We start from the raw sequence: 23,227 nt of genomic DNA, 5'->3' as shown, positions 1-23,227 counted from the left end.
ATGTATGAACGGAATGCAAATTTGCGTTGAAAAATCTACAAATATTTTTCTATATTCTTTTTTCAATTGTGTTACAATAAGGACAGATTGAACGAATAGAGGTGTAAAATATGCGTTTCATTTGGGCATTAATTTGGTCGTTCGCGCTTGTGCATATGATGAGCTACGTAATCGGCTCTATGACTGGCGGTACATACGATTTTAACCAAGCGTCTATTTTCTCAGTTGTTCTTGCAGTATTAGTACTAGCAATTGCAGCTGCCATTCCAAACGAGCCAGTAGAACAACACTAAAAAGAGTCCGGATTTTATCCGAACTCTTTTTTATTTTACTTTACATGAACGACTAATTCGTTATTTTCTACATCAACAACTACGTGACTGTTATCAGTAATCGTCCCTGCAATTAATTCTCTCGCTAATTTCGTCTCAACTTGACGTTGTACATATCGTTTTAATGGACGAGCTCCGTACATCGGATCAAAGCCAGCTTCTACAACAAACTCTTTCGCTGCATCTGTTAATTCTAACGTAATATGACGGTCAGCTAAACGACCTTGTAATTCTTGTACAATCTTATCAACAATACCTTTAATTTCATTTGTTGTAAGAGGTTTGAATAAAATAATTTCATCGACACGATTTAAAAACTCTGGTCGGAAATGTCCTCTTAATTGCCCCATTACAAGTTCTCTTGATCCCTCTTTAATTGAGCCATCTGTTTCTAATCCATCTAACAAATGAGCAGACCCAATATTTGAAGTCATAATAATAACCGTGTTTTTAAAGTCTACTGTACGTCCTTGCGAATCTGTAATGCGTCCATCATCTAACATTTGTAATAAAATGTTGAATACTTCTGGATGTGCTTTTTCGATTTCGTCTAACAAAATAACTGAATACGGTTTACGTCTTACCGCTTCTGTTAATTGACCACCCTCTTCATATCCAACATATCCAGGAGGCGCACCAATTAAGCGTGACACAGCGTGTTTCTCCATATACTCAGACATGTCGATACGAATCATTTGCTCTTCACTATCGAATAAAGACTGCGCTAACGTTTTTGCAAGTTCTGTTTTACCAACACCTGTCGGTCCTAAGAAGATGAAGGAACCAATTGGACGGTTCGGGTCTTTAATACCAGCGCGTGCACGAAGAACTGCGTCTGATACTAAACTTACCGCTTCCTCTTGTCCGATTACACGATCTGATAAAATTTGCTCTAAGCGTAGTAATTTCTCGCGTTCACCTTCAACGAGTTTTGCAACAGGAATACCAGTCCAGCGTGAAACAATATCAGCAATCTCTTCTTCACTTACTTCCTCACGTAATAAACGATTTTCTTGTTTATTATGTGCGCCCATTTCTTCTGCTTCTTTTAACTCTTTTTCAATTGCAGGAATTTTCCCGTGGCGAAGTTCCGCTGCTTTATTTAAATCGTAATTACCTTCTGCTTCTTCTAATTCACGGCGCAGACGCTCTAAATGTTCACGTAAGTCACGAACTTTGTGAATATCTTCTTTTTCTTTCTCCCATTTCGCTCTCATACCACTTGCAACTTCTTTTAAATCCGATAATTCACGTTGCAACGTTTTTAGACGTTCTTGGCTACCAAAGTCCTTCTCTTTTCCAAGAGCTGCTTCTTCAATCTCCAGCTGCATAATGCGGCGCGTTACTTCATCTAATTCCGTTGGCATAGAATCAATCTCTGTTCGAATTGTTGCACACGCTTCATCAACAAGATCAATTGCTTTATCTGGTAAGAAACGATCCGAAATATATCGATCTGATAAAACAGATGCTGCTACAATCGCGCGGTCATGAATATTTACACCATGATAAATTTCAAAGCGCTCTTTTAAACCACGTAAAATGGAAATTGTATCTTCAACAGTTGGTTCTTCTGCTAATACTTGTTGGAAACGTCTTTCTAGCGCTGGATCTTTCTCAATATATTTACGATATTCATCGAGCGTCGTCGCCCCAATGCAATGCAGTTCACCACGCGCAAGCATCGGTTTCAACATATTTCCTGCGTCCATCGCACCTTCTGTTTTACCAGCGCCGACGATTGTATGAAGTTCATCAATGAATAATAAAATGCGGCCTTCACTCTTTTTAATTTCATTTAATACAGCTTGCAGGCGCTCTTCAAATTCACCACGGAATTTCGCTCCAGCTACAAGCGCACTCATATCTAATGCAAAGATTGTTCTATCTTTTAACCCCTCTGGTACATCCTTTTTCACAATACGCTGTGCTAATCCTTCAACGATTGCTGTTTTACCAACACCTGGCTCACCAATTAAAACCGGGTTGTTTTTCGTTTTACGTGAAAGAATGCGAATTACGCGGCGAATTTCACTATCGCGGCCGATAACAGGGTCAATTTTCCCCGCTCTTACTTCCGCCACTAAATCACGGCCATATTTTTCTAACGCTTCATAAGTTGCTTCTGGATTTTGACTAGTCACTCTTTGATTCCCCCGAACTGTCATTAAAGACTGTAATAAGTTATCTTTCGTAATATGAAATCTTGTAAGTAATTGATTTATATCGCCTTTTTCTTCAGAAAAAGCAAGTAGTACATGTTCAACTGAAATGTAGTCATCTTGCAATTTCTCCGCTTCTTTCCCTGCTCTTACAAGTAGTTGTTGCAGAGCACCTGTTATATATAATTTTCCTGCTTCTGCACCGCTTCCCGTTACAGAAGGTTTTTTCTTAATTAAACTTTCGGCGCCTTGTTTTAACGCTTCTATATCGACATTCATTTTTTGAAAAATACGTACCGCTAACCCATCTTGCTCTTCTAATAATGTAAACAAGAGATGAACAGTATCTACTTCTTGATGATGATGAGACACCGCTAAAGATTGGGCACTCATAATCGCTTCTTGTGTTTTCGTTGTCATTTGATTTAAGTCCATCTTTATAGCCCTCCAAAAGTTTGACTTTCTTTGACCTTTGATTTGATTATACGCCAACTGACTTTTTTATACAATAAATTTGCTTATGTATTTTCAAACTTATTATTGGAAAAAGAAAAAGAGAGCATTCATTATGCTACTTAAAATAGCTCGGCAAATGAAATTATTATGTATAACGACAAAAAAGCCGCAATAATGATTGCGGCTTCTGTTACGGTTTTCTTTTATATGTCCACTGACGATTATGATTCGTGTTATCTGGAAACTTTTCACCGGCAGTTAATTGTACCATTTGCGGATTTTTCACCATACTTCCTGTTTCACCTATTTCTACGTAAATGCCATCATTTGGCGCTTTTTGTCCAGAACGAAACCTGCGATTTTGTCCCATTTCCATTCTCCTTCCATGACGTCTTTGCCTCATTAGTATATCCATTTTAAAAGAAAGCTTTTCTGTCATGTTTAGGAAACAAGTACTACATTTCGTTCTTGTACATATACATGAATGACACAAGCTTAGGAAGGGATTTCTTTCCTATTTGTAGAAAAAAAAAGAAACCAACCTACTATAGGCCAGCTTCAAAGGAGAGTCAAACATATACGAGAAGATTACATGTTCATTATAAGCCTCATCATACGAACAATGTAACCCTTTTCACAATTTGTACATAATGAAAGAAACATTATTTGAACTTTCTAAAAAGATGTTGACTTTTCTTAATTTCCAGCGAGAAATAGTAGACACCGTAGCACCTTGGGACGTAAGATGGATATATAGTGAACTTTCCATCTTTGGTGTTCTCACCCAGTTTAACCTCTTATTTCTGCATATTAAAAACGGAAATACAGATAGAAACAAAAAAATTATTATAAGAGGTGAAATTATGAATAAACAGCATTTAATCGCATTAGACTTAGACGGCACTTTATTGACAGACAACAAAATAATTTCCACTCGAACAAAACATACAATTGCAAAAGCAAAGGAACAAGGACATATTGTCGTTATTTCAACAGGGCGTCCATTCCGTGCTAGTTTTGATTATTATAAAGAACTCGGTCTTAATACACCAATCGTAAACTTTAACGGCGCTTACGTACATCACCCTCTTGATTCAAAATGGGGAACACATCATTCTCCTCTTGAGCTAGCAACAGCGCAAGAAATTGTCCGAGCTTGCTTTGATTTTGGCGTAAAAAATATATATGCAGAAGTAATGGACGATGTGTATGTTCGTGAAATTGATGAAGATAAAAAACATATTTTTGAATTCGGTTCTCCAAAGATTTTTACAGGAGACTTATTAAATACTTTAAACGATCATCCAACTTGCTTATTAATTGACGCACATGACGAGCATTCCAGTGCAATTCGTCAACATTTAACTGATATGCACGCTGAAGTAATCGATCACAGAAAATGGGGCGCACCTTGGCCGATTATTGAAATTGTAAAAAGCGGGCTAAATAAAGCTGTCGGACTACAAAAAATTTCTAGTCATTACAACATTCCACAAGAACGAATTATCGCTTTCGGTGATGAAGATAACGACTTTGAAATGATTGAATTTGCTGGTCACGGCATTGCAATGGGGAATGCTATTCCTGAATTAAAATCACTCGCAAACCACACGACGTTAACGAATGAAGAAGATGGTATTGCACTATATTTAGAAGAGGTTCTTGGGCTATAATCTAAAAATTCCCTGCTTATAGTTTCTCGCCAAAAGCCTATACTATAATTAGACGCCGGATTATAGCGTCGAGTGTTTTCAGCTAAATAAAGGGGGTTTTTCGAATGGGTAAAAAGAACAAATCAAAACGTTTTATCCAACAAGGAGCCGATGCTGTTATGAAGCATGATGCAAGATTCCCGTACCGTGGTACATTAGCTGAGGCAGAAAAAGCGAGAAGTAACTCTTCTTTTGGAGGGGTTTAAATGGGGAACTTACTATTCCAACAAGCTAGAGATGCCGTTGCAAATGCCGTAACTTGTTCAAGTGGTGCTGAGCAACAAGATCTCGTATATAGAGCAAAAAACGCTTTGCACTCTGCTTATGCAAACTCTTCAACAGCTGAAAAAGTTCAGCTACGTGAAATGCAGGAGCAGTTGCAAAACATTACGAATTTGCATTAAAAAAGAGGACCAGCTTTGGTCCTCTTTAATCTTTTCGAAACAATCCAAACACCCCGACAGTTTGCAGCACGTTTGTAAATGCACCTGGGTCCACTTGTTTAATAACCCGCTCTAATTCATACAGTTCGTAACGAGTAATAACAATCATTAACATTTCCTTATTTTCATTCGTATAAGCACCTGTTGCCGGTATAGTTGTAATCCCCCTCACTAAGCGTGAATGAATCGCCTTTCGTACATCTGCCCCATTCTTCGTCACGATTAATGCTGTAATCTTCACATGACGTGTATGAATCGCATCGATAATTCGCGTTGACACATACAAAGTCACCAAAGTATATAATGCTTTTTCCCATCCATATACATAGCCAGCAGCTATAATGATCAGTGCATTAAAGAAGAAAAAATACGTACCGACAGGCTTGTCTTTAATCTTTGATAAAATCATGGCGATAATATCTAAACCACCTGTAGAAGCCCCCCACTTTAACGCAATCCCTACCCCAATTGCTGAAATAATCCCACCAAAAATCGCATTCAATATGATATCGTTCGAAACTGCTCTAACCGGGATAATTTCTAGAAACAAAGTCATAAATATAACGCAAAGAAAACTAAAGAAAGTAAAGGCCTTCCCAACCTTTTTCCATGCTAAAATAACGACGGGAATATTAAACAAGCTAAACAGTACCCCCGTTGATATGTGAATAGATAAAAAGTCACCTAATATTTGCGATAACAATTGGGACAATCCAGCAAAGCCACTCGCGTACACTTTCGCTGGCGTTAAAAATAAATTCATTCCAATCGCGTTTAACAAACCTGCGATGATTACAACGATTAACTTCTTTATAAGTTCGGTATAATTCAACTTCAAATCCATTTCTAATCCACCCTTATTATTCATGAATGCACTGCTATACATAGTCTTTACGAAAAAGGAAATGATAAACGTACAACGTTTAGAAATGGAGTTGATACATATGCCACATACGAGTGATAACGACAAAAAAGCACGCGATAATAATGCAAAGCGTACACAAAAAAATGAGCAAGAACAAAAAAATATTCAGCAAGGTAAGCGTGCCTATTCTAAAAAGACTGATCACCTTTGATCCCATCGTACATCAACAGTATTGTTGATGTACTTTTTTTACATTTTACAGGAAAAAAACATTAAAAATTCACTTCATGTTCACTTCTATATTCTACAATAGCGATAACATATTCGGATGAGGTGTTAGCATGAGAGGAAAACACATTTTCATTATTACTGCACTAATAAGTATATTAATGCTAGCTGCTTGTGGACAAAAAAACAGCTCAGCTACAGTCGCTACAGCAACAGACTCAACCATTAAGAAGAGCGACTTCGAAAAACAGTTGAAAGATCGTTACGGAAAAGACATGCTATACGAAATGATGGCACAAGACGTTATCACGAAAAAATATAAAGTATCCGACGATGATGTAGATAAAGAAGTACAAAAAGCGAAAAATCAATACGGAGATCAATTCACAACAGTACTAGAAAACAATCGTTTAAAAGATGAAGCTGATTTCAAAAATCAAATTAAGTTCAAACTTGCTATGAATGAAGCAATTAAGAAAAGTGTTACAGAAAAAGACGTTAAAGACCACTATAAACCAGAAATTAAAGCGAGTCATATTTTAGTAAGTGACGAAAATGAAGCGAAAGAAATAAAGAAAAAATTAGATGCTGGTGCTTCATTTGAAGAATTAGCAAAACAAGAATCGCAAGATCTACTATCAAAAGATAAAGGTGGAGACCTTGGATACTTCAATTCAGGTACAATGACACCTGAATTTGAAACAACTGCCTACAAACTAAAAATCGGTCAAATTAGTGATCCTGTCAAATCACCAAATGGCTATCACATTATTAAACTAACTGGTAAAAAAGATTTACAACCTTACGATGAAGTGAAAGACTCCATCCGCAAAAACTTAGAAGCAGAACGTATTGCCGACCCTACATTCAGTCACAAATTAATACAAAAGGAATTAAAAAAGGCTAATATTAAAATAAATGATAGTGACTTAGAAGATACGTTTACTCTTGCGCATGAGCAAGGGAATTAAAAAAGCACCGCCTTATTTTTACAGCAAAATAAGGCGGTGCTTTTTATTTCATTTACTTCTTAAAATACGTCCAACCTTCTTCTTGGTAAATCTTTTCTTCTTTCATCATTTTACCAAGCGCACGCTTAAAGGCAGCTTTACTCATGTTGAATCGTTCTTTAATGTCTTCTGGATTGCTCTTATCCCAAAACGGCATTGCTCCGCCTCGTTCTTCCATATATGCATAAACTACTGCAGCATCGTCTTCCATTCCTTCTTCTTTACGAGGAAGAAGTGAAATGTTAATTGTACCGTCATCTTTCACGTCAATAATACGGCCCGTTACACGTTCACCGATGCGGACTTGTTCTTTTCTTTCAGTATGGTGTAAGAAAGCACGGAAATGCTCATCAGTTAGTATGAATGAACCAACTTGAAGTGAACGATATACACGTCCATTTACGTTTTTATTACGCATAGATGGCGTCGCATCTACGATAATTTCTTGCATATCACTGTCTCTTGCCGGAAGAGCAATAAGGCGATCACGATTCGTTAATTTTAACGTACAATATAATTCGTCGCCGACTTCTGGCCATACTGGCATATAAATCGGGAACTCATCAGCTGGGATTAATATATCTTTTGATACACCAATATTAACAAACACACCTAAACTAGGGATAACTTCTACAACTTTTACCCAGTTCCAATCAAAAGTTGTAATAAGTGGCTCTTTCATTGTTGCTGAAACACGATTTTGATGATCAAGGTATAAGAATACATCAATCGTATCGCCTTCTTCAATTTCTCCAACTAATTCGTTTTTATGTAGGAAAATTTCTTCCTCTTCATTCCCAACCATATATCCGATTTCCGTTTCGCGTAAAACGGTTACCTGTTCAATCGCTCCTAATTGTAAATACATATTTTTTAATTCCCTTCTATATATATAAAATTAACTTTTTATCTTTTTATCATTCCAAACAAAAGTTAATTATAACACGATTTTTCCTTTATTTGTCCAACTGCCCAAAATTCACTATAATAAAATGAGGTTACATAAATATAAGTATGAAAACACTTAAGTCCAGACTCGTTTTCAGCTATACTTTAGTATGTACAGTACATAAAAAGATTAGAAATTTATTTGGAGGTGCTAACTATGGCAAAAGATAGTTCTTTTGACATCGTTTCGAAAGTAGAATTACCTGAAGTAACAAACGCAATTAACATCGCATTAAAGGAAATCCAAAATCGCTATGACTTTAAAGGAAGTAAAAGTGATATTAAATTAGAAAAAGAAGTACTTGTTTTAACTTCTGACGATGAGTTCAAATTAGACCAAGTAAAAGACGTTCTAATTTCTAAACTTGTAAAACGTAACGTTCCAATTAAGAACTTAGATTACGGAAAAGTTGAGGCTGCAACTGGCAACACTGTTCGCCAACGTGCAACACTTCAACAAGGTATCGATAAAGATAACGCGAAAAAAATTAACAACATCATTAAAGAAATGAAATTAAAAGTAAAAACACAAGTACAAGATGACCAAGTACGTGTTACAGCGAAAAGCCGTGATGACTTACAAGCAGTTATCGCAGCAGTTCGCAGTGCTGACTTACCGATTGACGTACAATTTATTAACTACCGCTAAAAAGAAAAACATCCTCTAGTGTAGAGGGTGTTTTTCTTTTTAGCTTGTAGAGAAAATATTACAAAGTCTAAGCTTACGAGCAATCAGATATTTAGAATGGGTATTTTATTATTATGCATAAATGAAGAAGGTCCTTTTAATAATTGGTGCAAAAAACCTCCCTCCCCACTCAAATGTAACAATTTATGAGTATAAGAATATTTTTCACCCTTTCATGTAATGTAAAATTAGTAAGGAATTTATTTTATGAAAAAATGTTAATTAAAAAAGAGTTAGAAGTGGTTATTTGAAGAAATTAATACTATGGTTTTTATTAACTACATTCTGTCTAAATATTGCAGGATGCTCTAATAATATGGCTACACTCAAGGGTACGTCTAAAACTTCAACACCTGCGAAGTGTAAATACATCAACAAAGCTTGGTACAAGAAACATATGTAATGTAATAATTGATGATATAGGTCATAAAAAAGACACCATAAGGTGCCTTTTTTGATAGAAAATAATAAGATGTTCATCAACAATTATGAGTGATTTTTTTATTTTGATTTTCAAAATATTTTTCTTTAACCATTTTTATCAGATTTTCTTTTTCTGTTAGTTCAAAGATAAATAATGCTTTTTTCATGTTATCAGCTACATCTTCTTCATTATATTGTTTCAGCTTTAGTAAATTCCAACCTTTTCCATAATATAATTCACCTAATAAATATAAAGTGTTTAGATTAATAGCTAATTTGATACCCATATCATTGTATTTTATTGCCTCCTCATGTTGATTTGCATGACCTGAAATTTTCGCTAAATTAAAAATGACTTTTAATTTAACCTCTTTATCTCTAGGAAAATCTAACTTATTAAAATTAGTTAAACATCTTCTTAGTATATTAATACTCTTTTCATACTCTTTATTTTCCCCATACAATATAGCCATCGACTGCATAATATCTATTTCTCTTTCTGATAAAAAATCACTATTCGTTACAGTTAGTTTTAATGCACTATTTAAAAGATTTAAAGCAGTTTTTATTGATTTATTTACATGAAATATAGCAATTGCTTCATGCCATATTAGAAATTGTTTATCTTCTTTTAACTGGAAATTACTTTCGTTTTTCTCTTGTTTCACTATTTCGTACAGTTCAGTATATTGCTTTTGCTTTGTACAATCTCTCATTACATATTTTACATTTTCTACATATTTTAGTTTTTTGTTTTGAGTTAGTGCGAAAATATTATTTGGATCAATACCAAGTCTTTCAGATAACTGATATAACAATATACTAGATGGATAAATCATACCTTTTTCTATTTTGCTAATTTGACTTTGTGAACATATTCCATGACATAATTCAGATTGTGATATATCCTTTTTCATTCTAAGTTCTTTAATGGTAATACCCAAATCGTAAAATTCCATTTTTCCTCCTCAAATATAACCCTCAATGAGTATCAGAATATTTTTCACCCTTTAATGTAATGTAAAATTAGTATAGTTGCAATTATTGTTGTTCTAAAGGTCTTTTCACTTCTTTTTTTAGCTGTATTTCGAAGCGAGAATCACACTTCACACAAAAAAACAGGCTAAAGAGAAAGTATCCTCCTTAGCCTGCCCCCTCTCATTAGAAGAGTTTTCATACTTATTAAGAACAACACATCCATTACTCATTTCCGTCTCTTTTTAACCGCAATTAAAAACGCAATAAATAATACATTCACACCGACTATTAAGGAGATAAACAACCAATTCACACCTGTTTCTCCGTTAACTTTATACACATTTGATTCTTCGCGCTTTAAAACGAGATAAAACTTTCCGTTTTCTTCTCTTATAATTTCATCTTCTAACAATCCTCTTAACTCTTGTTTTTTACCAATCGTACTTACAGGTAAAGCAACTTTTTGTGTTTCTTTCGTATTATTAATCGCTACTAATGTGACTTCATCTTTATACTTTCGTTTTAGTATACTCATTCCATCTTTATCATATAAAAGCTCAAACGTTCCATGTCGTAGAGATGGTCTCGCTTGTCTAAGCTCACCGAGTTTCGTTATGTGTTGCACAAATTTTTCATCTGATTTGAAATCCATTAATCGTCTATTATCCGGAGTATCCCCTCCATCTAATGCAATTTCAGTCCCGTAATAAAAATTCGGAATACCTGGTGATGTTAATAAATATGTAAGGGCTAGTTTCAAACGAGACGGTGGATAATTCATATTCTCTTTTGCAATACGGGCAAATCTTTTTGTATCTTGATTATCTAAAAATGTAACGGATTCCCCTTCTTTTTTACTCACATCATATAAAGGTTTCACTGATACATTCACTTTGGAAAACGATTCTACTATTTTTTCGTTATATTCACTATCTTCCTTTGTCATAATACGAAAATCTTTCTTTATCACTTGCATATCTTTTTGCACGTCATCCCAGAAAGAACGCGACTTTTTTTCACCATTTATCACATAACTTCCATCTAAATCAACTTCTTTGATCCACCATTTCATCGAGTCGATAACTTGTTTTTCGTTTTCCCCAAGTGGAAATTGAAGCACAACTTTCATTCCTTTTGCGTGCGCTTCTTGCACAAGTTCTTTCACATCATTCCCTGTTCCCAAATGTTCATTTACCTTTTGAAAATTATGCACGTCTAACCCATCATACTTTCCACTTTGAAAAAGCGGAGAAAGCATAACGGCGGTAAAACCCATTTCTTTTATGTAATCCAGTCTTTTTATAATCCCTCTTATATCTCCGCCCTGATATCCTTCCAAATTGCCAACTTCTAACTGTTTGTCATTTTTCGGTTCTCCATTATTGAAGCGATCAATCATAATGGAATAGATAACTTCGTCTCGCCACTCTCTTTTTTCATCTGCAAACGTATGTATTGGTACAAACAAAACGACAGCTAAACAAAAACAAATGAATAGTTTCCTAGTCCATATTTTTCTCACACGCATCCCCCATGTTTTTTAATTGTAAGAATATTATACCAATTATTTGAACGAATCGCATACGTTGATTTCTTTCTCCCTAAAATACTTCATGTAAGATTTCCTAACATGAAGTATAAAGTTTTCTGAATTTTTAGTTGATTTTCTATTTCATTTCGAATATGATATGAAACATAACAAGTTGATGTTATTTTTTCTAACATTATAGGAGGAGAGAGAATGAATATGGGAGATACGGTTTTTATGTTTGTAACGACAGTAATGGTCATGTTAATGACACCAGGATTAGCACTTTTTTATGGGGGCATGGTTCGGAGTAAAAATGTACTCAGTACGACAATGCATAGTTATAGCGCAATGGCTATCGTTTCGATTCAATGGATTTTGATCGGCTATTCTTTATCATTCGGACCAGATTGGCACGGACTTATCGGTACACTCGATTGGTTCGGTTTAAACGGAGTTACCTACGCACCAAATCCAGACTACTCATCTACTATTCCTCACAATTTATTTATGATGTTCCAACTCATGTTCGCTATTTTAACTCCCGCTTTAATTTCAGGTGCATTCGCCGAAAGAATGCGATTTTCTGCTTTCCTTATTTTCATCCTCCTATGGACAACAATCGTTTACAACCCTGTCGCTCATTGGGTATGGGGCGTCGGCGGGTGGCTAAGAGAACTTGGCGCGTTAGACTTCGCTGGTGGTAACGTCGTTCATATTACATCTGGCGTGGCCGGCCTTGTATTAGCTATTTTCCTCGGAAAACGAAAAAACATAAACGGTACTTCTCCTCATCATTTACCATTTACAATGTTAGGCGCAGGCTTACTATGGTTCGGCTGGTTTGGTTTTAACGTCGGAAGTGCATTATCTTTAAACGACGTAGCTTTAACTGCATTTATTAATACAAATATAGCTGCTGCTGCCTCCGCATTAACTTGGATGCTTTCAGAATGGTTCTTCCAATCAAAACCGACTGCGATGGGAGCTGCTTGCGGAGTTGTTTCTGGTCTAGTCGCTATTACACCAGCTTGCGGGTTCGTTACACCTTTCGCCGCTCTTCTTATCGGAGCCATCGGCGGCGTATTATGCTTCGGCGCTGTCTTCTTCTTAAAAACGAAATTCGGATATGATGATACACTTGATGCCTTTGGATGCCACGGTATCGGCGGAACTTGGGGCGGTATTGCGACAGGACTATTTGCAACTACTACGGTAAATGCCGATGGTGCTAACGGATTATTTTACGGAAATACCGCTTTACTATTTAAACAACTTGTAGCAATTGGAGCAACATATGCATTCACAATTATAATGACGTATGCCATTATTAAAGCAATCAACTTCTTCCTCCCTGTTCGGGTAGATGAGCACGAAGAACATATGGGACTTGATATTTCGATGCACGGGGAAAAAGCTTATGAGTATGTAGAAAAATCCGCTAATTAAAACGAAAAAGGTGTACTCCGTTCTAACACGGGGTACACCTTTTTCGTATATTCATAACGATACAATTATTCCAAACTATTGGCATATAAATATCTTTATCTATCTATTCATATAAACATCTTACCTTTTCATTAGTGCATTTAAAACGAGTTGTACCGCAACCGCATCATCTAAATAGCCGATTGGAAATATATAATCTGGAATTACATCGACCGATAATATAAAGTAAATGAGCGCACTTCCCATTAAAGCAAGTTCTGCAGTCGTTCCCTTCTTCTTCGTAAATCTCTCATACAATTCTTTCAAATCAGTAATAAATGGACCAATACTGCTTACCTTTTGAATCTTTTCAAGAAACCCCTTTTCAATCGTTTCTTTCCCTTCTTCAGTTTGCGAATACTGTTCATAATTCGCTAACTGCTGCTCTACATTCGATATACTAAACTTTTGATCATAGAGTTGGGCAGATTCAAGTAAGTGCTCAATGTTATTAATGGAAACGTGAATATCAGATTGCTCCTCCTGTTTCGTTTCAATAGAATAACCTGCCGCCACAAACAAATCACCTACCGGAACATTAAGACTCACTGCAAACTTTTGCAAATGCTTCGGATTCGCCTTTCGCTTACCATTTACGATCATTGAAATAGTAGCGGTATCAATATCAGTAAGCGAACTCAATTTTCGCATCGATAAAGATTTTTCTTTAAGTAACTTTTTCAACAACAATCCAAGATTACTTCTTTCATTATCTTGAGACATATCTCATTCCCCTTTATTCACGAGAATAACCATAGTTATTATAAGAAAAATAACTACAACCTCTATACACTTTATATTAACAAATTTTTCTGACCATTTACAAGATAGAAGTCCCTTTATATGTTTACATTTTGCAAACAAAAAAGCTATCTTATATTCAAGATAGCTTTTTAAAATCATTTTAACCATTTCCGCAATAATAAAAATACACTACCGCAAATTATGTAAGAACTCACGAATATGACGATTGCCATAAAAAATGAATGATGTAGAGAAAAGGTTAGCACCATCAATAAGAAAGATACAAAGAGTAAATCTAATAAAATAAAGTATCCTGAAGTTAAAACACTTTCTACTAATTGCAACTCCGACTCTAATTCCGAATACTTTAGCCTTTTATACAGTAATCTCAATTTCACTCACCTTCTATGAATTAATCAAAAAATGCAGCAAACGCAATAAATAATAATAATGTTCCACTAATCAATGTACCAAACTGACCTAAAGTGAATTTACCGATGCGAACGTGAGCGATTTTTCTCCCTAACGCAACTCCACCCCACACTGTAATAAAACTACCAACTGCAGCTGCAATACAAATAGCAATTGGATTTAAACCGAATAACCCTGCTCCTAAACCGTTCGTTAGTGCATTCGCGGACAAACCAATTCCAAGAAAAATAGACTCTACAAAACCGATTTCACCAGATTTACCGATATTTTTCGTTAAGCCATTTATTTCTGTATCTGCCACTTCTCCCTCAGTCTCTTGCACTGCAACCTTACGAGGAATTGCTAGCAAAATAATTCGGAGACCAATTATAACTAATAAGAACGAACCGATTACAACTGGCATAATCCCAGGTAAAATTTTTGACAGCCATAAACCAAAATATATTCCTACTACACTAAATAAAAAACAAATTATCGAAATAATAAAGTTTGATAGATGACTAATTTTTATATTTCGAATGCCGTAAGAAATTCCTACCCCTAAGTTATCGATACTTGATGAAAATGTTAATGCCAATACCATTATCCATGCTGCCATTTCGTTCACCCCTTCATATTGTTGAACATTCCGGAAACTAACGTGACATACATAGTACGGAATATGGATAAGGGAGAAACAACTCCCTATATCCCTCCCAATTAATAACTCTTTTTAAAAACGAGGTAGCGTGAACCACTTCATTATATTCATGCGATTCACTTTTCCTTTTTCACGAACAGATTGAAAAATCTCTCCTGTGAAGGACCCCATTTTAGTAGCAATCTCTTTTTGCATTGCTTTATTTTCTAATGCCGCCTTTACACTCAAATCTAGCGCCTGTTCAAAATGCTCTAACGCTTTTTCTAAATGGTAATCTACATCTTGTTCAACAGCTTTATGCGTCATTTCTTACTTCCTCCATTTCCTCAACCTTTGCAGCCGCTTCTATTACCTCTTGCTCTTCAGCATGATCATCTTCAACGTAAGAAAGTTCTTTCTCAAATTGTTTTTGCATTCTATCCATTTTCGCTTCTACAATAATATCTTCTACTTCTTCTTTAATCGTTTCAAAAGTAGATTTCACACCTTTTGCCCCTGATTCAACAAGTGGACGAAGTGTATTTCTTACAACAGGTAATAAAGCGGCACTCGCTAACGCTAAAGTAGATCCAATAACAATTTTTCGTATCATTTCCATTGCTCCTTTACACTGTTTTTAATAATGCTAGTTCCTTGACTACCGGTTTTGCCGAGTCATCATTCTTATATGAAATTAAATTAATAATAGGTTTCGAAATTTGAGATACTGTGCCCGCTACAAGAAGAACAGGTATCCATTGCATAAGCGTTAATGGCACTGTATGGAATATACGAGCAAATGACGGAACATATATAGCTGATAATAATACAAGCCAAGACGTCCCTAGCGCTGTTACAAAGAAACGATCTTTTGACCAATCACGCATTGTTTCGTCTGATCCTTCTTGCCTCCAAGAAAATGTTTGAATGAGTTGACCTGCAACTAACGCCGCAAACGCTGATGTTTGCGCTACTACAAGAGGCACACCAGCAGCTAAACTCATACCGAATAAAGCAAGCGATCCTACCCCTAGCAATATACCTCGCGTCACAACCTTTTTGTATAGCTCTTTATCCACAATATCTTGGCGTTTCGTTTGCTTCGTTTTGTTCCCAGGATTTACAGCTAAAATCATTGCCGGTAAAGCATCTGTAATAAGGTTCATTAATAAAATTTGAATTGGCACTAACGGAATCGGCATCCCTGCAATAACAGCTGCACTTGTCACCAATACTTCAGCTAAATTTCCCGTTAATAAACAACCAACCGCTTTACGAATATTACCAATGATCGTTCTACCTTCTTTTACCCCTTCCACAATGGAACCAAAGTGATCTTTTTTCAATATAAGATCTGCAGATTCTTTCGTTACTTCTGTTCCTGTTTGCCCCATCGCAATACCGATATTCGCTTTCTTTATAGCAGGCGTATCATTCACACCATCTCCAGTCATCGCAACAATTTGACCGTCAGCTTGATATGCAGTTACTATGCGTAATTTATGGGCCGGTGTTACTCGCGCAAAGACAGAAGTGTTTTTCACGATATTTTTTAGCTCTTCATCTGTTAAATGATCAATTTCTATCCCAGTTAAAACACGATCATCACGATTCCAAATACCAGTCTGCTTTGCAATAGAAATCGCCGTGGTTGGATGATCCCCAGTAATCATGACTGGCTTTACACCAAGTTCAATCGCTTCACGAATACTTTCTTCTACTTCAGGCTTCGGAGGATCAATCATACCAACTAACCCAACAAAAATAAGCTCATCCTTCTCACCATCACTGTATGCAAAACCTAATACTCGTAACGCCTGTTCTGCAAAACCTTCATTTTGTTGTAAAATAACTTCTTTTTCTTGTTCACATAACGGATAGATTTCACCATTATGTTGATACCATTTACATCTAGTAAGAATCGCCTCTACAGATCCTTTCGAAAACTTATACAGTGATTCATTTTCCTTACAAACAACACTCATAATTTTCGTTTCAGAGTCGAACGGTTCTTCATGATGTCGTTCAAATGATTTCATATCTTCATGTGACACACCCGCTTTAGAAGCCAAACTTAACAAAGCCCCCTCAGTCGGGTCACCTTTCACGATCCACTGATTCTCTTCTTGTTCTAATTTACTATTGTTACAAAGGACACTAATTTGCAGAACGCGAACTAAATCTGGATTTTCTAACGGTGTTTTTTCACTTTCATGATAAGTCACTTCTTCTACTTCCATCTCTACAGCAGCGGCGACTTTAGATGACGTTACATCCGAAATCTTACCTACCGGTTCATATCCATCACCCGATACACTCCATACACGATTTGGCGTAGCGATCACTTTAACCGTCATTTCATTCTTCGTAAGAGTACCTGTTTTATCAGAGCAAATAACAGTTGTTCTGCCTAACGTTTCTAAACTGGAAAGTTTCCGAACGAGTGCATTTTGCTTTTGCATACGGAATATCCCTGCGCTTAAAGCGATTGTAATCATAATCGGCAAACCTTCTGGAACAGCTGATGCTGTAAGAGCAACCGATGTTGTAATCATTTGTGTAATCGGCAAACCTCGTAGTAATCCTGCCACAAGTACGATACCACCAGCTACAAATGCCCCTTTAATAAATGTTTTACTAATAGACGTCACCTTTTGCTGGAGTGGTGTAGGTTCTGTTTCTTCTCCTTTCATTAAAGAAATCATATAGCCCATTTCTGTGCTCATCCCTGTTTCCACTACTACAGCTCTCGCTTTACCGCGCGTTACGGACGTACCCATAAAGAGCATATTATTCCGCTCCGCTAACGAACATTCTTCTCCTACAGCATCCTCTTTCTTTTCAACAGGTAGAGACTCACCCGTTAACATCGCTTCATTAACTTCTAAATTCCAAGAATGTATAGTACGAAGGTCAGCAGGCACACGGTCTCCAGCCTGAAGGCAAACAATATCCCCAGGAACGAGCTCACTACTTGCTATTTCTACTTCTTCTCCTGCTCGAATTACTGTACAATTCGGCGCACGGAATTGATTTAAAGCTTCCACTACTTTTTCGGCCTTTCGCTCTTGAAGCGTTCCAATTACCGCATTCACAATAAGAATTGTCCCCATTGCCAATCCATCAAACACCCCGCCTGATAATACAGACAAACCAGCTGCTCCAAGTAAAATAAGCGATGTGAACTCTTTAAATTGCCCCATAAATGACACAATCCAAGGGACAGACTTCTTCGGTTCCATTCTATTCATTCCATACTTTTCTTGTCGCATTTGCACTTCTCTATCACTTAATCCTTGCTGTTTTTCCACTTGCAATTCATCTATTACGTCTTCTTGCGAGAGTGTATACCATTTCATAGAAGGTTCTCTTGCTGCGGATTCGTTCCTATTTACTATCTCTTCATTAGAAAAAATCTTCTCACTCACCCGCTTCGCTCTAGATAAAAACGTTAAAGATAGAGCATTCGCCAATAAAGCGATAACAGGCGCCGTAAATATAGACCAAACAGCCAGCATCTCACCGGCAATATTCCACATTTTTGCTACTCGAAAATGTTCTTTCACCAATAAATCGATTCGTTTTGCATACGCCATTGATTGAAAGACATTTTTCATTTCATAGTGAGATATTGACGGGAATTCAATCTTTTCCTCACATACAAATAACACTTCTTCCCCATTCAAACGGATACGCTCTACACGTTCTACAACATCGCTATGTTGCCAACTTGTATCAATACCGTATTGCGTTAGAACACCCTCATTCATATTTAAACTATTTCCCATAACAGCTATCGCCCATTTATTTTCGTTTAACTGATGAAAGATGTCTGCAAACTCAGGAACAATTGCTATTTTTGATCCAGCTAACAATCCGAGGCATTTTTGACCTTTAGCAACAAACTGAACGTTAAACCCTTCTTTGTTCAGTCTCTTCGCTTCTAACTCATAAAGGCTTATATCTACACCATTTCGTTCTATAAATTCTTTACTACCGGAAAAAGATGGGATACCTTGTATTTCACCTTTTATCCCTTCTTCATCCATCTCGATTTCAAAAGCCTTTCTTAACGTTCTTCCTGTTTGCTTCGCTCGTTGCACAACCTCATCTTTCCAATCATGCTCACTTTTCTCCAGTAATGAGGCTGCCGTGCACAGAACTTGCCCTTCATCTTCTGAAATACAGCTAAGCTCCGCTTCTTCATTACGGAATATACGAGAAACATCGTCAAATACGATCGTTCTCGTTCTGGACAATTGAGATAACGATCCTTCATTTGGAATAAGGTATCCTCTTTCTCTCGCAACGAGATCTCCTTGTCTCCATGCATACTCAGCAGACGAAACAGCCGGTTTCGGATTCGCAGCTAATAAGACCGCCATTCCGCGTAACGGATTTCTCGTAAATGCCCATGTTGCCCCGCCAAAAAGCATACCCCATTTCGATTGCTTTTCACTGTATGCTCTAATCTCTGGGGATAAAATCCGTTCTTTATACGAATATGTTTCTTCATTTATGTTCGCTTGACTACGCTTCCAATTTAAATAATTTAATAGACTAAGTCCTGCTAGCACGACAATATTTTCTCGCGCAAGTGCTAGCGCTAACGTCCCTATACCAAGCACAAGATCCGAATTCACCTTTTTGCTAGCAATCATTTTTTTGAATCCACGTTTCAGAAACGGATATCCCGTCACAACAGATAAAGCACCTGATACGTAAAAAAGTCCTGGGCTTCTAGCTAAAGCAGATCTTCCCATAAATAATTGTTTTATACCGAAAGCACCTAATCCAACGACCGAAAGCGCTAGCGGTAACGGAACACCTTCACCTTTTTTCTCGTAAGAAATTACACTAGATGAAGAATCTTCTACTTTCTTCGTTTCTTCCATATTATTAAGGTTATTATTCTTTGTAATTTGTTCTTCTAGGAGTTTAATTATTTCACAAATTGTATGTAGAGAGGTCTTGTTGATATCGTAAGTAATAAGGGCTCTTCCTGTAGAAATAGAGGGACTCACTTGATAAATACCTTCCACGTCACGAAAACGTTCTACTATCAAGTTCGCCATGTTCATATTGTATTTCAGTTTATATATTTCAATTCGAATTCTTCCAGGTAACGATCGTATAAATCTCGTTTTCAATGATTTACTCTGCATCATCATCCTCCTTATCCTTATTCTTGTAAATGAAGTAACATCACTTACTATTTAAGGAGTGACAGGTAAGCTTTCGTAATCCATACTCTCATTGGAATGATATGCATTTAAACGAGATACCCACTTTTCCTGGAATTTAGAAATCGTAGTCGGAACCGCTTCTACTGCTCCGATAATTGGTGAAACTGTTTTTACTGCCACTTTATGTGCCGCTTCTTTCACTTTCGGTAACGCTTCTTCCATTTCTGCACCAGCACTTTGCATTTGTTCTTTTGCACCAAGAAAAGCAGATACTGTTTTTACCGCTAGTTTTCTTAGTGCCTTTCTCGCTTTCGGTGACGCTAATATAACCGCCGCTACCCCAACCGCTATACCGATTGGTGATTTCATAAATCTAAACATGTACATTTCTCCTCACTTAATTTTTTTCAAATCCACAAAATAGACCAAATCTATACAGCTAAGTACACATGTAATCCTCTTTATCACATCCTTTTTTTGTAAAAAGTATATATCGAGTATATATTTTCGTTTGTATTATTTCAACAATTTATTAGTTTTTTGTAAATTTTATGTTAATTCAGATAATTTTTGTGAACTTTTCTATTCTTATGCAAGGATATAGGCAATATATTCCATCATATTCTTACTCAATTGTTGAGATTACATTGAGAAATCATTTTGTTTTTTTACAAATTACAAACTAATACATGCACTTTTACGAAACAAATTTTATATACTATTAAAAAAATGCCACAGGGAGTGATTTTCATGAGCTTATCCTATTGGAAATACGCTATTCTTAATCATATTACTGTAAATTTTCGCACCTTCTTATTCAATATCATTGTCGCTATTTTAGGTGAATTCGCACTTTTTCTTGTCCTCAGTTTTATTCCAAAAAGATTTCATAAATTTTTTGCATAAAAAGGCCTGAGTTTCTATCTACTGTAGAACTCAGGCCACTTAGCTTTATTAAATAATGAGGACTTGTTACATAGGCCTCTCAATAACCGACCTGGTATTTGAGAGAATATATCAGCGATTAGTCAGATATATCGATTTACCAACAAATTCCGACATATCGAAAACGAAAAATCCCCCACGTAACTTACGAATCACCGTATTTCCTTTTATTCGCACTTAAGATAATAAGAAACGCCACAGCTATTACAGCTAAAAAGCGAACTGGATTAAACGGTGTTCCTACCGTTTCATTAAAACGATGATAAATAAAAGGGATCATCTCAAGTACCATTAACCCCATCGCAATTTGAAACGTCTCAGCCATCGCTTTATTTTTTATAAACGCAGCGCGCTCATCACCTTGTTTCCCAATCGCTATAAACATTTTTATAATAGCAAACAATACAAATAAAAAGACACTTAACGCAATAATAAAAATCAAAACATCCATCAAAATACACCTCTTATATGTAAAACTTGTTTGACAAGAGTATAACATCTTTCACCCCGCATGTAAAACATCTTTTACACACAAAAAAGACGACTGTTTAACAGTCGTCTTTTCCTATTTATTTCGGAGCATTTCCTACATATTGCGTAATATCAACATTTAACGCTTGCGCTAAACGCATACCGTACTCTTGATCTGCACGGAAGAAGTTACAAACAGCTAGTAATTTCGTGCGTTCATTTACGTCTTTTAAGTCATTTGTTAAGTTTGCAATTAAGTTTTCTTGCTCTTCTTTAGAGAATGAACGGTAACGCTCACCTGCTTGTTTGAAATCATTTGGTTTCTCAATTTTTTCACGAGATACATAGCCTTCTACTTTCATAGTTGAATCGCGGTAAGTCGGGTCTTCAACTGGATTTTCAGTGTGACGGCTCGGTTCGTAGTTGATTGTAGATGGATTTTGATCGATTTGCATCGCACCATCACGTTGTTGGTTACGAACAGCTGCGTATGGGCAGTTTACAGGAATTTGTAAGTAATTTGCACCAAGGCGATAACGCTGTGTATCTGGATAAGAGAATAAACGACCTTGTAATAATTTGTCTTCAGATGGTTCAATACCATTTACAGTTGCACTTGGAGAGAACGCCACCTGCTCTACTTCTGCGAAGAAGTTTTTCGGGTTACGATTTAACGTCATTGTCCCTACTTCGATTAATGGGAAGCGATCTTCTGGCCATACTTTAGTCGGGTCTAATGGATCGAAATCTAAAGAATCCGTTTCTTCTAGTTGCATCACTTGTACGTGTAAATCCCATTTCGGATAATTTCCTTTTTCAATCGCATCGAACAAGTCACGAGTTGCATGGTTAAAGTCTTTTCCTTGTACTTCTTGCACTTCTTTTGCACTTAAGTTACGTACATTTTGCTGTGGTTTCCAGTGATATTTAATGTAGACAATTTTACCTTCTGCATTAATCCATTTAAATGAATGGACACCGAAACCTTCCATTTCGCGGTAGCTTGCTGGTGTACCATAATCAGAGAATACCCATGTCATCATATGTGTAGATTCTGGCGTTAACGTCATGAAATCCCAGTAACGATCTGGTGTTTGAATATTTGTATCAGGTGCTGGTTTTAAAGAATGCACCATATCAGGGAATTTAATTGCATCACGGATGAAGAAGACTGGTAAATGGTTACCTACGATATCGTAATTTCCTTCTTCTGTATAAAATTTAACAGCGAACCCGCGTGGGTCACGAGCTGTTTCCGGAGAACCTTGACCATGAATAACCGTTGAGAAACGAACAAATACAGGCGTTTCAGTTCCTTCATTTTGTAAAAATGCTGCTTTCGTATATTGCTTCATGCTGTTTTTCGTTACGAATACACCGTGAGCACCTGCACCACGTGCATGCACAACGCGCTCTGGAATACGTTCACGATCAAAGTGAGCCAGTTTTTCTACTAAATGATAGTCTTCTAATAATACCGGTCCACGGCGACCAGCTGTACGAGAATTTTGGTTGTCTCCAACTGGAGCACCTTGGTTTGTTGTTAAGCGATTATTTGGATTCATCTAG

General features: G+C 36.5%; 23 protein-coding genes. 8 read left to right on the top strand and 15 right to left on the bottom strand.

The genetic code is table 11. The annotated features are described in order from the left end of the window. Positions 1-110: 110 nt before the first annotated feature. Positions 111-293, top strand: coding sequence for a YjzD family protein (locus KZZ19_RS05905; protein WP_001211111.1), 183 nt, complete (start codon positions 111-113; stop codon positions 291-293). Between the two features lie 35 nt (positions 294-328). Here the strand turns inward: KZZ19_RS05905 and clpB are convergent, their stop codons facing one another. Continuing rightward, complete coding sequence (clpB, locus tag KZZ19_RS05900; RefSeq protein ID WP_237979834.1) at positions 329-2,929, bottom strand: ATP-dependent chaperone ClpB; 2,601 nt, start codon at positions 2,927-2,929, stop codon at positions 329-331. Positions 2,930-3,140: 211 nt separating this feature from the next. After that, on the bottom strand, positions 3,141-3,320 hold the full coding sequence (locus tag KZZ19_RS05895) for a YjzC family protein (RefSeq protein ID WP_000531422.1): 180 nt from the start codon (positions 3,318-3,320) through the stop codon (positions 3,141-3,143). A 493-nt stretch (positions 3,321-3,813) separates the two neighbouring features. Between KZZ19_RS05895 and KZZ19_RS05890 the strand changes: the two genes are divergently transcribed. The 3 genes from KZZ19_RS05890 (at position 3,814) to KZZ19_RS05880 (ending at position 5,066) form a co-directional block, all read left to right on the top strand. Beyond that, positions 3,814-4,623, top strand: a complete 810-nt coding sequence (locus KZZ19_RS05890) for a Cof-type HAD-IIB family hydrolase (RefSeq protein ID WP_071721617.1) — start codon at positions 3,814-3,816, stop codon at positions 4,621-4,623. A 104-nt stretch (positions 4,624-4,727) separates the two neighbouring features. After that, a complete protein-coding gene (locus KZZ19_RS05885) occupies positions 4,728-4,868 on the top strand; it encodes a hypothetical protein (RefSeq protein ID WP_000516816.1) in 141 nt (46 codons plus the stop codon). After that, positions 4,869-5,066, top strand: coding sequence for a DUF3813 domain-containing protein (locus KZZ19_RS05880; RefSeq protein WP_000527404.1), 198 nt, complete (start codon positions 4,869-4,871; stop codon positions 5,064-5,066). Between the two features lie 25 nt (positions 5,067-5,091). Here KZZ19_RS05880 and KZZ19_RS05875 read toward each other — a convergent pair whose 3' ends face one another. After that, positions 5,092-5,949, bottom strand: coding sequence for a YitT family protein (locus tag KZZ19_RS05875; protein ID WP_088095531.1), 858 nt, complete (start codon positions 5,947-5,949; stop codon positions 5,092-5,094). 100 nt (positions 5,950-6,049) lie between these two features. Between KZZ19_RS05875 and KZZ19_RS05870 the strand changes: the two genes are divergently transcribed. Together KZZ19_RS05870 and prsA are read left to right on the top strand one after the other, a co-directional pair. Next, on the top strand, positions 6,050-6,181 hold the full coding sequence (locus KZZ19_RS05870; protein ID WP_001120851.1) for a DUF3941 domain-containing protein: 132 nt from the start codon (positions 6,050-6,052) through the stop codon (positions 6,179-6,181). Between the two features lie 130 nt (positions 6,182-6,311). Continuing rightward, entirely contained in the window at positions 6,312-7,169 is an 858-nt protein-coding gene (prsA, locus tag KZZ19_RS05865; protein WP_237979833.1) for a peptidylprolyl isomerase PrsA, read from the top strand. Between the two features lie 52 nt (positions 7,170-7,221). Here prsA and KZZ19_RS05860 read toward each other — a convergent pair whose 3' ends face one another. Continuing rightward, positions 7,222-8,076 carry a CvfB family protein gene (locus KZZ19_RS05860; RefSeq protein WP_088095529.1) on the bottom strand — a complete coding sequence of 285 codons (855 nt, stop codon included), beginning with the start codon at positions 8,074-8,076 and terminating at the stop codon, positions 7,222-7,224. A 237-nt stretch (positions 8,077-8,313) separates the two neighbouring features. Here KZZ19_RS05860 and KZZ19_RS05855 point away from each other — a divergent pair, with 237 nt between their 5' ends. Further along, the gene (locus KZZ19_RS05855; protein WP_001040146.1) at positions 8,314-8,805 is read left to right on the top strand and encodes a YajQ family cyclic di-GMP-binding protein; all 492 of its coding nucleotides are present in this window, start codon (positions 8,314-8,316) and stop codon (positions 8,803-8,805) included. 518 nt (positions 8,806-9,323) lie between these two features. Here KZZ19_RS05855 and KZZ19_RS05850 read toward each other — a convergent pair. Both KZZ19_RS05850 and KZZ19_RS05845 read right to left on the bottom strand, forming a co-directional pair. Beyond that, the gene (locus tag KZZ19_RS05850; RefSeq protein ID WP_237979832.1) at positions 9,324-10,226 is read right to left on the bottom strand and encodes a helix-turn-helix domain-containing protein; all 903 of its coding nucleotides are present in this window, start codon (positions 10,224-10,226) and stop codon (positions 9,324-9,326) included. Between the two features lie 245 nt (positions 10,227-10,471). After that, positions 10,472-11,773, bottom strand: a complete 1,302-nt coding sequence (locus tag KZZ19_RS05845; protein WP_237979831.1) for an alpha-amylase family glycosyl hydrolase — start codon at positions 11,771-11,773, stop codon at positions 10,472-10,474. A 213-nt stretch (positions 11,774-11,986) separates the two neighbouring features. Here KZZ19_RS05845 and KZZ19_RS05840 point away from each other — a divergent pair, with 213 nt between their 5' ends. Then, positions 11,987-13,222 (top strand): ammonium transporter, encoded by a 1,236-nt coding sequence (locus tag KZZ19_RS05840; RefSeq protein WP_237979830.1) that lies wholly within the window; start codon positions 11,987-11,989, stop codon positions 13,220-13,222. Positions 13,223-13,342: 120 nt separating this feature from the next. On the opposite strand, the gene KZZ19_RS05835 is transcribed toward KZZ19_RS05840, so the two are convergent. From KZZ19_RS05835 to katB, 9 genes are all read right to left on the bottom strand, one after another. Beyond that, entirely contained in the window at positions 13,343-13,984 is a 642-nt protein-coding gene (locus KZZ19_RS05835) for a DUF1232 domain-containing protein (RefSeq protein ID WP_237979829.1), read from the bottom strand. A gap of 176 nt (positions 13,985-14,160) precedes the next feature. Beyond that, positions 14,161-14,397: a hypothetical protein gene (locus tag KZZ19_RS05830; protein ID WP_088095521.1), complete on the bottom strand. Its 237-nt coding sequence runs from the start codon at positions 14,395-14,397 to the stop codon at positions 14,161-14,163. 20 nt (positions 14,398-14,417) lie between these two features. Next, complete coding sequence (ytaF, locus tag KZZ19_RS05825) at positions 14,418-15,044, bottom strand: sporulation membrane protein YtaF (protein ID WP_237979827.1); 627 nt, start codon at positions 15,042-15,044, stop codon at positions 14,418-14,420. 105 nt (positions 15,045-15,149) lie between these two features. Then, positions 15,150-15,383, bottom strand: a complete 234-nt coding sequence (locus tag KZZ19_RS05820) for a hypothetical protein (RefSeq protein WP_073517562.1) — start codon at positions 15,381-15,383, stop codon at positions 15,150-15,152. After that, a complete protein-coding gene (locus KZZ19_RS05815) occupies positions 15,373-15,669 on the bottom strand; it encodes a hypothetical protein (protein ID WP_073517563.1) in 297 nt (98 codons plus the stop codon). Before KZZ19_RS05815 ends, KZZ19_RS05820 begins: the two co-directional genes overlap by 11 nt. A gap of 13 nt (positions 15,670-15,682) precedes the next feature. Then, on the bottom strand, positions 15,683-20,221 hold the full coding sequence (locus KZZ19_RS05810; protein WP_237979826.1) for a cation-translocating P-type ATPase: 4,539 nt from the start codon (positions 20,219-20,221) through the stop codon (positions 15,683-15,685). Between the two features lie 51 nt (positions 20,222-20,272). Beyond that, positions 20,273-20,623 (bottom strand): YtxH domain-containing protein, encoded by a 351-nt coding sequence (locus tag KZZ19_RS05805; RefSeq protein ID WP_098343167.1) that lies wholly within the window; start codon positions 20,621-20,623, stop codon positions 20,273-20,275. 709 nt (positions 20,624-21,332) lie between these two features. Beyond that, the gene (locus tag KZZ19_RS05800) at positions 21,333-21,638 is read right to left on the bottom strand and encodes a hypothetical protein (protein WP_237979825.1); all 306 of its coding nucleotides are present in this window, start codon (positions 21,636-21,638) and stop codon (positions 21,333-21,335) included. A gap of 118 nt (positions 21,639-21,756) precedes the next feature. Further along, positions 21,757-23,223 carry a catalase KatB gene (gene katB / locus KZZ19_RS05795; protein ID WP_237979824.1) on the bottom strand — a complete coding sequence of 489 codons (1,467 nt, stop codon included), beginning with the start codon at positions 23,221-23,223 and terminating at the stop codon, positions 21,757-21,759. Positions 23,224-23,227: the final 4 nt, after the last annotated feature.

Source organism: Bacillus thuringiensis (genome assembly GCF_022095615.2).
GTDB lineage: Bacteria > Bacillota > Bacilli > Bacillales > Bacillaceae_G > Bacillus_A > Bacillus_A cereus_AG.
Note: the sequence above shows the minus strand (reverse complement) of the source record. Positions and strands in the feature narration are given on the sequence as shown.